The sequence below is a fragment of the Oceanisphaera litoralis genome, assembly GCF_016907015.1.
GTDB lineage: Bacteria > Pseudomonadota > Gammaproteobacteria > Enterobacterales > Aeromonadaceae > Oceanimonas > Oceanimonas litoralis.
The window spans coordinates 1-12,237 of record NZ_JAFBBE010000013.1; the positions used below are offsets into that span (position 1 = coordinate 1).

11 protein-coding genes and 1 rRNA gene are annotated in these 12,237 nt (G+C 58.7%); 6 read left to right on the plus strand and 6 right to left on the minus strand.

Annotated features, from left to right (window positions below):
- The 4 genes from HNR62_RS09200 to HNR62_RS09215 form a co-directional block, all read right to left on the minus strand.
- Positions 1–66 (minus strand): 16S ribosomal RNA (locus HNR62_RS09200); the annotation flags it as partial.
- Positions 67–456: 390 nt separating this feature from the next.
- The gene (gene hemG / locus HNR62_RS09205; protein ID WP_204795791.1) at positions 457–981 is read right to left on the minus strand and encodes a menaquinone-dependent protoporphyrinogen IX dehydrogenase; all 525 of its coding nucleotides are present in this window, start codon (positions 979–981) and stop codon (positions 457–459) included.
- Positions 982–990: 9 nt separating this feature from the next.
- The gene (locus tag HNR62_RS09210; protein WP_204795792.1) at positions 991–2,448 is read right to left on the minus strand and encodes a TrkH family potassium uptake protein; all 1,458 of its coding nucleotides are present in this window, start codon (positions 2,446–2,448) and stop codon (positions 991–993) included.
- A 23-nt stretch (positions 2,449–2,471) separates the two neighbouring features.
- Positions 2,472–3,101, minus strand: a complete 630-nt coding sequence (locus HNR62_RS09215) for a YigZ family protein (RefSeq protein ID WP_420827151.1) — start codon at positions 3,099–3,101, stop codon at positions 2,472–2,474.
- Between the two features lie 271 nt (positions 3,102–3,372).
- Here HNR62_RS09215 and fadB point away from each other — a divergent pair, with 271 nt between their 5' ends.
- From fadB to tusA, 3 genes are all read left to right on the plus strand, one after another.
- On the plus strand, positions 3,373–5,517 hold the full coding sequence (fadB, locus tag HNR62_RS09220; RefSeq protein ID WP_204795793.1) for a fatty acid oxidation complex subunit alpha FadB: 2,145 nt from the start codon (positions 3,373–3,375) through the stop codon (positions 5,515–5,517).
- Positions 5,518–5,538: 21 nt separating this feature from the next.
- Complete coding sequence (gene fadA / locus HNR62_RS09225; RefSeq protein ID WP_204795794.1) at positions 5,539–6,714, plus strand: acetyl-CoA C-acyltransferase FadA; 1,176 nt, start codon at positions 5,539–5,541, stop codon at positions 6,712–6,714.
- A gap of 128 nt (positions 6,715–6,842) precedes the next feature.
- Positions 6,843–7,088 carry a sulfurtransferase TusA gene (gene tusA, locus HNR62_RS09230; RefSeq protein ID WP_204795795.1) on the plus strand — a complete coding sequence of 82 codons (246 nt, stop codon included), beginning with the start codon at positions 6,843–6,845 and terminating at the stop codon, positions 7,086–7,088.
- 167 nt (positions 7,089–7,255) lie between these two features.
- On the opposite strand, the gene HNR62_RS09235 is transcribed toward tusA, so the two are convergent.
- Both HNR62_RS09235 and HNR62_RS09240 read right to left on the minus strand, forming a co-directional pair.
- Entirely contained in the window at positions 7,256–7,906 is a 651-nt protein-coding gene (locus tag HNR62_RS09235) for an OmpA family lipoprotein (protein WP_204795796.1), read from the minus strand.
- A gap of 88 nt (positions 7,907–7,994) precedes the next feature.
- The gene (locus tag HNR62_RS09240; protein ID WP_204795797.1) at positions 7,995–8,564 is read right to left on the minus strand and encodes a DNA-3-methyladenine glycosylase I; all 570 of its coding nucleotides are present in this window, start codon (positions 8,562–8,564) and stop codon (positions 7,995–7,997) included.
- A gap of 101 nt (positions 8,565–8,665) precedes the next feature.
- Between HNR62_RS09240 and glyQ the strand changes: the two genes are divergently transcribed.
- The 3 genes from glyQ to HNR62_RS09255 all read left to right on the plus strand — a co-directional run bounded on the left by glyQ (position 8,666) and on the right by HNR62_RS09255 (position 12,124).
- The gene (gene glyQ, locus HNR62_RS09245) at positions 8,666–9,577 is read left to right on the plus strand and encodes a glycine--tRNA ligase subunit alpha (protein WP_204795798.1); all 912 of its coding nucleotides are present in this window, start codon (positions 8,666–8,668) and stop codon (positions 9,575–9,577) included.
- Between the two features lie 9 nt (positions 9,578–9,586).
- Complete coding sequence (glyS, locus tag HNR62_RS09250) at positions 9,587–11,656, plus strand: glycine--tRNA ligase subunit beta (RefSeq protein WP_204795799.1); 2,070 nt, start codon at positions 9,587–9,589, stop codon at positions 11,654–11,656.
- Positions 11,657–11,782: 126 nt separating this feature from the next.
- Positions 11,783–12,124 carry an antibiotic biosynthesis monooxygenase family protein gene (locus HNR62_RS09255; protein ID WP_204795800.1) on the plus strand — a complete coding sequence of 114 codons (342 nt, stop codon included), beginning with the start codon at positions 11,783–11,785 and terminating at the stop codon, positions 12,122–12,124.
- Positions 12,125–12,237 lie beyond the last annotated feature (113 nt).

The window sequence follows — 12,237 nt, forward strand, 5'->3', positions numbered from 1 at the left end:
CTCGACTTGCATGTGTTAGGCCTGCCGCCAGCGTTCAATCTGAGCCATGATCAAACTCTTCAATTAAAGACTTGATGCTCAATGAATATATCTGGTTTGCTGCTATTTCTAGTTGCACTCCAACAAGACATTGAAAAACAATATTTTTTTGTTTCCCAACTCCCTGCGAGTGCCCACACAGTTTGCTTGATAAATTGTTAAAGAGCGTTGACCTTGTTCAGGTCAGGGATGCGTAATCTACGCACTCCATCATGTTTCGTCAAGCGTTGATTCAAACTTTGTTTCGTTCGTTTCGAACCCTTGTGACCGTTGGCGTGTTGCCCCGTGTCAGTGGATGCGCATTATAGGGAGCCGCCGATTTTGCGCAAGGGCTTTTTTGACATTTTTATTAAAAAAACGGTTTTGTACAAAAAGCAGGCTGAAACCGCTTTTTACCCATGCTTAATTAGCTGTCCCTCAGCGCTTCCCGATCAGTTGACGGGCAAAGTCCCTGACTTTATCCCAATCGGTAAACTCGAGATCCCGGCTGGTGTCGGTGCTGCCGCCGGTTATTTTCATGATCAGCTGGATAATGCGGGTCTGCCACCAGTTGTATTCACTGTATTTCAGCGCGCCGGCAAATACACCGATGGTTCGCGGCCGCCAGGACGACTTGGCCAGAAACTTGCCGATGTAGGCGTTGTTCCTGGGGTCGGCCTTTTCCGGCTTGCGTGCGGTGAGACAGACACAGAAAAAGCTGGCATCGGCCGCAGCCAGCTGCTCACTGTGAATATGAATAAAGGTATAGAGATCCCGATGAAAATGGCCATAACGCACAGAGGCACCAATCAGCACCTTGTCATACTTGCTGAGGTTTTTCCGAATCGGGCCATGCAAGTCCGCCACTTCCACATCGTAACCGCTAAATTCATCCTGCATCGCCTCGATGATTTTTCTCGTCTGACCATTGCGCGATGAGTAAAGTACCAACAGTTTTTCCATAAACTCCTCTTAGCTACGCCAGAAGGCGGGCGTAAACAGTACCAGCAAGGTAAATATTTCAAGACGGCCGAACAGCATGGCCAGGATCATGATCCATTTAGCGCCGTCGGTGGTGCTGCCGAAATTGGCGGCCACATCCCCCAGGCCCGGCCCGAGATTATTCAGTGTCGCCACCACGGCGGTAAAGGCCGTCAGTTCTTCCATGCCGGTCGCCAACAGCGCCAGCATACAGAGCACGAAGACCAGAGCATAAGCGGCAAAGAAGCCCCACACCGCCTCCACCACTTTATCAGCTAATGCCTTATTGCCAAGTTTAATACGATAGACGGCTCTTGGGTGGATCAGCCGCTTCAGCTCACGCATCCCCTGCAGATTCAGCAACATGATACGCACCACCTTGATGCCACCGCCGGTACTGCCGGCACAGCCACCGATAAAAGAAGTGAACATCAGCAGTAGCGGCAGAAACAAGGGCCAGTCGGCGAAGCCGGTGGTGCTGAAACCGGCCGTGGTGGAAATGGACACCGCCTGAAACAGCGACTGATCCAGCGCCTGCCAGGGATCCGTATATACCCGATGCGCCCACAGTGTCGACAGACAGAGGAGTGTCAGTATCAGCTGTATGCCGATAAAGACTTTTACTTCCGGATCGAGGCGGTACACCGACAACCGCAACCCCCGGTTGGCGAAAGCGGCAAAGTGCAGGCTGAAGTTGACTCCGGCAATCAGCAGAAACACCACGACAATCAGGTTGATTATCGGGCTGTTAAAATGGCCCACGCTGGCGTCGTAAGTCGAAAAACCACCGATGGCGACGGTAGAAAAGGAATGACAGATTGCATCGAACAGGTTCATGCCCGCCAACCACAGCAGCAGGGCACAGGCAATGGTTAACACCAGATAGATGTACCACAGGGTTTTGGCGGTTTCGGCAATGCGGGGCGCCACCTTGTTGTCTTTGACCGGGCCCGGTATTTCGGCACGAAACAGCTGCATGCCACCGATGCCCAGAATCGGCAGAATGGCCACCGCCAGCACTATGATCCCCATACCGCCCAGCCACTGCAGCATCTGTCGATAGAACAGAATCGCCTTGGGCAGTGTATCCAGACCGCTGATCACGGTCGCCCCCGTGGTGGTAAGGCCAGAGAAGGATTCGAAGAAGGCTTCCGCCACCGTCATCTCCGGTACGGCGCTGAGCATGAAGGGGATGGCCCCTACGCTGCCCAGTACCGTCCAGAACAGCACCACGATAAGAAAGCCTTCTTTGGCCCTCAGTTCTTTATTATGAGTGCGATTGGGAAACCATAACGCCAGTCCCAGAAACAGACAGATAACGAAGGCGCTGAAAAAATCGAGGCCGGCACCGTCCCGATAGAGGTAAGCCACCAGGGCCGGCGCCAGCATGGTGACGCTGAACAGCGCGACCAGAATGCCCACGATGCGGATAATTGTGCGTATATGCATGGTGCTTCCAATACACTGATAATTCAGCCAGCTTCCGGTTTCACCGGCCTGGCCACCACTCGTCCCTGGCTACGATCCAGCAGCTGGCGACAAAACTCCGGAATGGCGCGCGCCTCAACCGAGAGCACACCGGTTACTGCAGCACCGTAATCCACTTGCAGCCACTGCCCCTGATATTCACCGAGCAGAAATTCCAGCAGCGCCATATCGCCGTAAGCGGCACTGACGCTCAACGAAGCCATGATGCGTCGTTCTACGGTCTTCAATTGCGTCAATGCCGACGCCAGGGTGCCGCCATAGGCCCGCACCAGGCCACCGGTGCCGAGCTTGATGCCGCCGAAATAGCGGGCGATCACCGCGGTGATCTCGCCGATGCCCGCGCCCTGCAACTGGGCCAGCATGGGCTTGCCGGCGGTACCAGAGGGCTCGCCGTCGTCGCTGAAACCCAGTACCCGCGAGTCGGTTGGCATGCCGGCGACAAAGGCCCAGCAATGATGACCCGCCGAGGGCTCCTGAACGCGCACCGCCCCGATAAAGGCTCTGGCTGACTCCAAGTCCGGAGTATGAGCCAGATAGGCGATAAAGCGGCTTTTTTTAATCTCCTGCTCCCACACCACCGGAGTGGCGGGTACCAGATAGGGAGACATATTCATGACGTTCACTCCCAGAAAAGGCAAAACCGCCTAATATTGATTATTCGGCCTGTAAGCCGACGAAAAATAGCGCGACATTGTTGCCGAATCGGCCGGGGAAGTCATCTTTTGCTCATATTTAGCAAGGTTTCAAGGCCTCCGAAAACAGCCCGCCAAATTTAAAACAATTGTTTTAATCAGGTGTTGAGCTCTGCTGTTTTTCTGTTCATAGTGATTTTATCCCTGCCCGGGAAAGTCGGAGCAGCTCAGGGGAATCTAAGGAGACATTAGGATGATATACCAAGGCGAAGCCCTCTCTGTGCAAGTACTGCAAGATGGTATTGCTGAGCTCAGCTTTGACAGCAAAGGCAGCGTCAACAAGCTGGACAGAGCCACCCTGCTGTCGCTGGAACAGGCCGTTACCGCACTGGAGCAAACCCCAAACCTGAAAGGCCTGATGCTGACCAGCCGCAAAGACACCTTTATTGTCGGTGCCGATATCACCGAGTTTCTGGACATGTTTGATCTGCCACCCGCCAGACTCGACGAGTGGTTGTCTCAGGCCAACCGTATTTTCAATCGCATCGAAGACCTGCCCTTCCCGACCGTGAGCCTGGTGCGTGGCTACGCCCTGGGTGGCGGTTGCGAGTGCATCCTGTCTACCGATTTTCGTATCGGCGACGCCAGCGCCCGCATCGGCCTGCCGGAAACCAAGCTCGGCCTCATGCCCGGCTTTGGTGGCACGGTACGGCTGCCCCGGCTAATTGGTGCCGACAACGCCATGGAGTGGATCACCACGGGTCAGGACCATAAGGCAGAGGCTTGCCTGGCCCTGGGGGTGCTGGATGCGGTGGTCGATACCGACACGCTGCAGGCCTCGGCGCTGCAACTGCTGCAGGACGCCGCCCTCGGCAAGCAGGACTGGAAGAGAAAACGAGCGCAAAAAGGCACGCCCCTGACCCTGAACCGGCTGGAAGCCGCCATGAGCTTCAGTACCGCCAAAGGCATGGTCGCCGCCAAGGCCGGGCCCCATTACCCGGCTCCCATGATGGCGGTAAAAACCATAGAAGCAGCCGCCGGGCTGGGGCGGGAGCAGGCACTCCGCATTGAGCAGAACAACTTCATCACCCTGACCCAGACCTCGGCCGCCCGGGCGCTGGTCGGCATTTTCCTCAACGACCAGGTGATCAAGGGCAAGGCCAAACAAGCGGCCAAGGCGGCAACAGCCACCAGAAAAGCAGCGGTGCTGGGGGCCGGCATCATGGGCGGCGGCATTGCCTACCAGTCGGCGGTTAAAGGCATTCCGGTGGTAATGAAGGACATCAGCGACCAGGCGCTGACGCTCGGCATGAGCGAGGCCGGCAAGCTGCTCAACAAACAGCTGGAGCGCGGCAAAATTGATGGCACCCGGCTGGCAAAAGTACTGGCCAGCATCACCCCCACCCTCAGCTATGACGGCCTGCAAGGCGTCGATACCGTAGTAGAAGCGGTCGTCGAAAACCAGAAGGTAAAAGCGCAGGTGCTGGCCGAAGTGGAAGCCCATGTCGCAGACGATGCGGTCATCGCCTCCAACACCTCGACCATTCCCATCTCGCAACTGGCCAAAAGCCTCAAGCGCCCGGATCGCTTCTGCGGCATGCACTTTTTTAATCCTGTGCACCGGATGCCGCTGGTGGAAATTATTCGTGGCGAGCAGAGCAGCGACGACACCGTCAACCGGGTAGTGGCCTATGCCGCGGCCATGGGCAAGTCACCCATAGTGGTCAACGACGGTCCGGGCTTCTTCGTCAACCGGGTGCTGTTCCCCTACTTCTTCGGTTTCACTCAGCTACTGGCCGACGGCGCCGACTTCGTGCAGGTCGACCGGGTGATGGAGCAGCAATTCGGCTGGCCCATGGGCCCGGCCTGGCTGCTGGACGTAGTGGGTATCGACACCGGACACCATGCGGCGGCAGTGATGGCCGAGGGGTTTCCCGATCGCATGGGCAAGACCGGCAAGGATGCCATCGATGTGATGTATGAACGGCAGCGCTTCGGCCAGAAGAATGGCAAGGGCTTCTATGCCCACAGTCAGGACAAGAAAGGCAAGCCGGTGAAAGAAGCGGACGCCGACAGTTACCAGTTGCTGGCCGCGGTGGCGGACGAGCGCACCGACTTCGAGCCGGACGACATCATGGCCCGCATGATGATTCCCATGATCAACGAGGTGGTGCTCTGCCTGGAAGAAGGCATTATCGGCTCCCCCGCCGAGGCGGACATGGCGCTGGTATATGGCATCGGTTTTCCGCCGTTTCATGGAGGCGTGTTCCGCTATCTGGACAACATGGGGCTCGCCGCCTACGTGGCGCTGGCCGACAAGTTTGCCCATCTGGGCCCCCTCTATCACGTCAGCTCGGATCTGCGCCGGATGGCCGCCGACCGCAAGACGTTTTACTGATTGGCGCAAGGAGACCACAGCATGCACAAGGCACTCAACGACGTCGTCATTGTCGACTGCATTCGCACCCCCATGGGTCGCTCCAAAGGCGGCGCCTTTCGCAACGCCAGAGCCGAGGATCTATCCGCTCATCTGATGCGCGGCCTGCTGGCTCGTAACCCGGCACTGGCCGCCTCCGAGATCGAAGATGTGTACTGGGGCTGCGTGCAACAAACCCTGGAGCAGGGCTTCAATATCGCCCGCAACGCAGCCCTGCTGGCCGGCCTGCCCAAACAGGTGGCCGCCGTGACCGTCAACCGGCTGTGCGGCTCTTCGATGCAGGCACTACACGATGCCGGCCGCGCCATCATGGTCGGCGACGGCGATGTGTTTATCGTCGGCGGTGTCGAACACATGGCCCATGTGCCGATGGATCACGGGGTGGACTTTCATCCGGGTCTGGCCCTGAATGTGGCCAGGGCCTCGGGCATGATGGGGCTGACCGCCGAAATGCTGGGGCGCATGCACCACATCAGCCGCGAGCAGCAGGACGCCTTTGCGATGCGCTCCCATCAAAGGGCCCATAAGGCCACGCTGGAAGGCCGCTTTGCCAACGAAATTCTGGCCACCAACGGGCACACCGCCGACGGCAGCCTGACCCTGTTTGAACACGATGAAGTCATTCGCCCGGACACCAACCTGGACTCCCTCGCCCAGCTGCGCCCGGTATTCGATCCGGCCAACGGTACCGTGACCGCCGGCTCTTCCTCGGCCCTGTCCGACGGGGCCGCCGCCATGCTGGTGATGTCCGCCGACAAGGCCGCCGCCCTGGGACTGAAGCCCCGCGCCCGCATCAGGGCCATGGCCGTGGCCGGCTGCGACCCGGCCATCATGGGCTATGGCCCTGTGCCCGCGGTGTACAAGGCACTGCAGCGTGCCGGGCTGTCGATAGCGGATATCGATCTGTTCGAGCTGAACGAGGCCTTCGCCGCCCAGTCGTTACCGGTACTGAAAGAACTGGGACTGTTGGAGGTAATGGACGACAAGGTCAATCTCAACGGCGGCGCCATCGCCCTGGGCCACCCGCTGGGTTGCTCCGGCGCCCGCATCTCGACCACACTGCTGAGCCTGATGGAAAGCAAAGACGCCACCTTCGGCGTGGCCACCATGTGTATCGGCCTGGGTCAGGGCATAGCCACCGTGTTTGAAAGAATATGAGGGGTGAGGGGTGAGGGGTGAGGGGTAATTGTCGCCTTTCCCCTCACGCTTTTCCCCTCACTGATTTAAGGTTGACCACAATTTAAACAGCATTAAAATAGTCGGGTTTATTGCAAGATAGTGAATATATGACGATGTCCCTTATCGATCCCCAGCATCACCTCGATGCTACCGGCCTGCGCTGCCCCGAGCCGGTGATGATGGTCCGCAAGCAGGTGCGTACCATGGCCGCAGGTGAAACCCTGCTGATTACCGCCGACGACCCCTCCACCACCCGGGACATTCCCAGCTTCTGCCAGTTTATGGATCACGCCCTGCTGTCCAGCCAGGTAGAACAGCTGCCGTACCAGTTTCTGATCCAGAAAGGAAATTGAAGACAGTGAGGAGTCAGAGGCGAGAGGAGAAGTACTGCCTCGTTTTTCTCCCTCACCCCTCACCCCTCACCCCTCACCCCTCACCCCTCACCCCTCACCCCTCACCCCTCACCAATAAAAATGCCCGCATTGGCGGGCATTGTTCATCAAGGTGCAGCCTTTATCGCTTAACCCATGGGGCTGAGGGTGATCTCTACCCGACGGTTCTGGGCCCGACCGTCTGCGGTGTTGTTGCTCGCAACCGGCTGGTTGAAACCGACGCCACGAATGTTGAAGCGGTTGGCGGCGGCGCCCTGGCTGATCAGGAACTGACCCACGGAAGCGGCGCGGCGCTCGGACAGCGCCTGGTTATGGCTGGCGGAGCCGGTGTTGTCGGTGTGACCCACTACGTTGACATAGGTCTTTTCGTACTCTTTCAGCACCATGGCCACACCGCTCAGGGTGTTATAGAAGCTGGGTGACAGATCGGCACTGTCTACCGCAAAGGTAATGGAGCTTGGCATGTTCAGCATGATGTTGTCGCCATTACGGCTCACGCTGACACCGGTGCCGCGCATCTGGTCGCGCAGTTTGGCTTCCTGTACATCCATATAGTAACCCACACCACCCCCCAGGGCCGCGCCACTGGCGGCACCGATCAGGATGCCTTTCTCGCGATCGCCGGAACTGGCGGAAGCACCGCCGATAACGGCGCCGGCCAGCGCACCCAGGCCACCACCAATGGCGGCTTTGGAGGTTTCACGCTCACCGGTGTAAGGGTTGGTGGTACAGGCAGAAAGCGCCAGGGTCGCAGCAACAGCCAGGCAGATTTTTTTCATAAATTAGGTTCCGTATGTAGCAAGCACAAGTAGTGCACAATATAGCCCTGCTCTCGGGGTTCTACCAAGTCTCGTTTCACTTGCGGTGTCAGCTGTTGTCGTGGATAGGATGCCGGGGGCAGCTGAGCAGATGATCGTTGACCATGCCGGTGGCCTGCATGAAGGCATAGCAGATGGTACCGCCGACAAAAGAAAAGCCACGTTGTTTCAATGCCCGGGCCATGGACTCCGACTCGCGCGTGCTGGTCGGCACCTCGCTCAGGGTCGGCCAGTGGTTAATCACCGGCTCGCCGCCGACAAAATCCCACAGCCAGCGGCTGAAATCGATGCCCTGTTCCTGCAGCAGCAGATAGGCCCGGGCATTGGTGATAACCGATCTGATCTTGAGCCGGTTGCGCACTATGCCTTTGTCCTGCATCAACCGCTCTACATCCTCGTCGGTAAAGCGGGCGATGACCCTGGGATTGAAATCGGCAAAGGCGGCTCGGTACGCCGGTATCTTGCAGAGAATGATAAACCAGCTCAGTCCCGCCTGTTGGCCGTCCAGACACAGCTTCTCGAACAGCGCCCGGCTGTCGTGCTCGGGTACGCCCCACTCCCGGTCGTGATAAGCCTGATATCCGGGGTCGTCATTGACCCAGCCACAGCGTGTCAACATGGTGTCTCCTCTAATTCAGCCTATATTCGCATCGGGTCAGAAGGTATACTCATCCGCCTAGTTTCACACTGCGAATGCACCTATATCAAGGCGCGAACATCATGCAAAAATTCGATATCAATACCTTTCAGGGTCTGATCCTGACATTGCAGGATTATTGGGCCCAGCAAGGCTGCACCATAGTACAGCCGCTGGATATGGAAGTGGGTGCCGGCACCTCGCATCCCATGACCTGTCTGCGCGCCATAGGCCCGGAGCCGATGGCCGCCGCCTATGTGCAGCCTTCCCGCCGCCCCACCGACGGCCGCTACGGCGAAAACCCCAACCGGTTGCAGCATTACTATCAGTTTCAGGTGATGATCAAACCCTCGCCGGACAATCTGCAGGAACTCTACCTGGGCTCGCTGCAGGCCCTGGGTCTGGATCCGCTGGTGCATGATATCCGCTTTGTGGAAGACAACTGGGAAAACCCGACCCTGGGTGCCTGGGGCCTGGGCTGGGAAGTCTGGCTCAACGGCATGGAAGTGACCCAGTTCACCTATTTCCAGCAGGTGGGCGGCCTGGAATGCAAACCGGTCACCGGCGAGATCACCTATGGTCTGGAACGTCTGGCCATGTACATTCAGGGCGTGGACTCGGTCTACGATCTGGTGTGGTGCGACGGCCCGCTGGGCAAGACCACCTATGGTGACATTTTCCATCAGAACGAAGTGGAACAGTCCACCTACAACTTCGAACATGCGGACGTGAACTTCCTGTTCGGCTTCTTCGAACAGTGCGAGAAAGAATGTCAGCATCTGCTGGCCCTGGAAACGCCGCTGCCTCTGCCCGCCTACGAGCGAATCCTGAAAGCGGGCCACGCCTTCAACCTGCTGGATGCCCGCAAGGCGATTTCGGTGACCGAACGCCAGCGTTACATACTGCGCATCCGCACCCTGACCAAGGCAGTCGCCGAAGCTTACTACGCCTCCCGCGAGGCCCTGGGCTTCCCCATGTGTAAAAAAGAAGGATAAGGGACCAGCATGGCTGAACAGAATTTTCTGGTTGAACTCGGCACCGAAGAGCTGCCGCCGAAGGCGTTGCGCAGCCTGGGCGAAGCCTTTGCCAGCAACCTCAAACAAGAACTGACCAACGCCGATCTGCCCTTTGCAGAGGTACACTGGTATGCGGCACCGCGTCGCCTGGCGGTGTATGTCACCGCCCTGGCCGCCGCCCAGCCCGACAAGCAGCTGGAAAAACGCGGTCCGGCGGTACAGGCCGCCTTCGACGCCGAGGGAAATCCCACCAAAGCCGCCATGGGCTGGGCCCGGGGCAACGGCATCAGCGTGGAACAGGCCGGACGCCTGAAAACCGACAAGGGCGAGTGGCTGGTTCACATCGCCGATATCAAGGGCAAGGCCGCCACCGCGCTGCTGCCCACCATGGTCGAACAGGCGCTGAGCCGGTTGCCGATCCCCAAGGCCATGCGCTGGGGTGACCAGAGCATCCAGTTTATCCGTCCGGTACATACCCTGACCCTGCTGCTGGGCGACCAGCTGCTGCCCGCGCATATTCTGGGTATCGATTCTTCGCGCACCCTGCGCGGTCACCGCTTCATGGGTGAGCAGGCATTTGAACTCGCTCATGCCGACGACTACCTGCAGGCGCTGGAGCAGACCGGCAAGGTGCTGGCCGACTTCGAGCGGCGCAAGACCATCATCAAGACCGGTGTCGAACAGGCCGCCGCTGCCGCGGGTGGCATCGCCGACCTCGACGAAGCGTTGCTGGAAGAAGTCACCTCGCTGGTAGAGTGGCCTGTGGTGCTGACCGCCAACTTCGAGAATGAGTTTCTCGACGTCCCCGCCGAGGCGCTGGTTTACACCATGAAGGGTGACCAGAAATATTTCCCTGTCTACGATACAGCCGGCAACTTGATGCCTACCTTTATCTTCGTCACCAATATCGAGTCCAAAGACCCGAGCCAGATCATCGGCGGTAACGAAAAAGTGGTCCGCCCTCGCCTGGCCGATGCGCAATTCTTCTTCGATACCGATCGCAAGACCCCCCTGGCCTCGCGACTCGAGCAACTGGACTCGGTGCTCTTTCAAAAGCAGCTGGGGTCGGTACGCGAGAAATCCGAGCGCATCAGCGCCCTGTCGGGCTTTATCGCCGCCGCCATCGGTGCCGACAAGACCCAGGCGGAACGGGCCGGTCTGCTGTCCAAATGCGATCTGGTCACCGACATGGTGTTCGAGTTCACCGACACCCAGGGCGTGATGGGCATGCACTATGCCCGCCACGACGGCGAAGACGAAGCCGTGGCCCTGGCCCTGAAAGAGCAGTATCAGCCCCGTTTTGCCGGTGACGATCTGCCCAGCCAGGATATTTCCGCCGCCGTGGCCCTGGCCGACAAGCTGGACACCCTGGTCGGTATCTTCGGTATCGGTCAGACGCCCAAGGGCGACAAGGACCCCTTCGCCCTGCGTCGGGCTGCCCTGGGTGCCCTGCGCATCATCGTCGAAAAAGACTACGACCTGGACTTGCCGATTCTGATCGAGCAGGCCAGGGCGCTGTACGGTGACAAGCTGAGCAACGCCAGTGCCGCCGACGAGATCCTCGACTTCATGCTGGGCCGGTTCCGCGCCTGGTATCAGGATCTGGGCTACGGCGTCGATGTCATTCAGGCGGTACTGGCACGCCGTCCGACCCGTCCGGCCGACTTCGATGCCCGGGTGAAGGCCGTCAGCCAGTTCCGTGAACTGGACGCCGCCGCCGCCCTGGCCGCCGCCAACAAGCGGGTAGGCAATATCCTGGCCAAGTTTGAAGGCGAGATCCCGAGCGAGGTCAATCCGGTCCTGCTGCAGGACGAAACCGAGAAGCGGCTGGCCAGTCAACTGGCCGAGCTGACCGAGCGCCTGATGCCGCTGTTCGCCGCCGGCGATTACAACAGCGCCCTGAACGAGCTGGCCGCCCTGCGTGAAGGCGTGGACAGTTTCTTCGATCAGGTCATGGTGATGGCGGAAGACGAAGCCCTGCGGCTCAATCGCCTGGCACTGCTCAACCAGCTGCGCAACCTGTTCCTGCAGATTGCCGACATTTCGCTGCTGCAGTAATCATCCCCCGCTTTTGAACCCCGGAAGCCCCGCTGATGCGGGGCTTTTTATTTGTCTGGTCTTACCAAACCCTCGGGAATTTGTGTTACATATTAATAACATCAAAAGACGACAAGGAAAGTGCCGATGATCAAGGTCATTATCGAACGCCATATCGCCGAGGGACTGGAAGCTGCCTATCAGGAAAAGATCCGCGCCCTGATGCTGCAAATTACCGACAGGCCCGGCTTTCTGAAAGGCGATGCCTACCGGGACGTTCATCAGCCCAATCATTTCTATGTGATTTCCAACTGGGAGAACGTCGAATGCTGGGAGCGCTGGCAGAACTCGGCCGTACGCCAGCAGATGCTGAACGCACTGGCTCCCTTCATGGAAAGCGAAGAAAAATATACCGTGCTGGCGCTCAAGGTCAGCTACGAAGCCCAGCCGACCAAATACGCCCGGCCGACCCAGACCTATTCCTATTAACCTTCCGTTTTCCCCGCGACCATCGCCTTTGCGCTTCACTTCATGCAGGCAACATAAAGGCGATGCCGCCACCGGGGCGGCTCCCCGCCCCGGTCGACACCAGAGACGATATC

Coding starts and splice junctions, on each gene's coding strand:
- HNR62_RS09215 (WP_420827151.1), bottom strand. CDS start 3,101: ATGAATATGTCTCCCTATCTGGTACCCGCCACTCCGGTGGTGTGGGAG.
- glyQ (WP_204795798.1), top strand. CDS start 8,666: ATGCAAAAATTCGATATCAATACCTTTCAGGGTCTGATCCTGACATTG.
- tusA (WP_204795795.1), top strand. CDS start 6,843: ATGACGATGTCCCTTATCGATCCCCAGCATCACCTCGATGCTACCGGC.
- hemG (WP_204795791.1), bottom strand. CDS start 981: ATGGAAAAACTGTTGGTACTTTACTCATCGCGCAATGGTCAGACGAGA.
- fadA (WP_204795794.1), top strand. CDS start 5,539: ATGCACAAGGCACTCAACGACGTCGTCATTGTCGACTGCATTCGCACC.
- glyS (WP_204795799.1), top strand. CDS start 9,587: ATGGCTGAACAGAATTTTCTGGTTGAACTCGGCACCGAAGAGCTGCCG.
- HNR62_RS09255 (WP_204795800.1), top strand. CDS start 11,783: ATGATCAAGGTCATTATCGAACGCCATATCGCCGAGGGACTGGAAGCT.
- HNR62_RS09210 (WP_204795792.1), bottom strand. CDS start 2,448: ATGCATATACGCACAATTATCCGCATCGTGGGCATTCTGGTCGCGCTG.
- HNR62_RS09240 (WP_204795797.1), bottom strand. CDS start 8,564: ATGTTGACACGCTGTGGCTGGGTCAATGACGACCCCGGATATCAGGCT.
- HNR62_RS09235 (WP_204795796.1), bottom strand. CDS start 7,906: ATGAAAAAAATCTGCCTGGCTGTTGCTGCGACCCTGGCGCTTTCTGCC.
- fadB (WP_204795793.1), top strand. CDS start 3,373: ATGATATACCAAGGCGAAGCCCTCTCTGTGCAAGTACTGCAAGATGGT.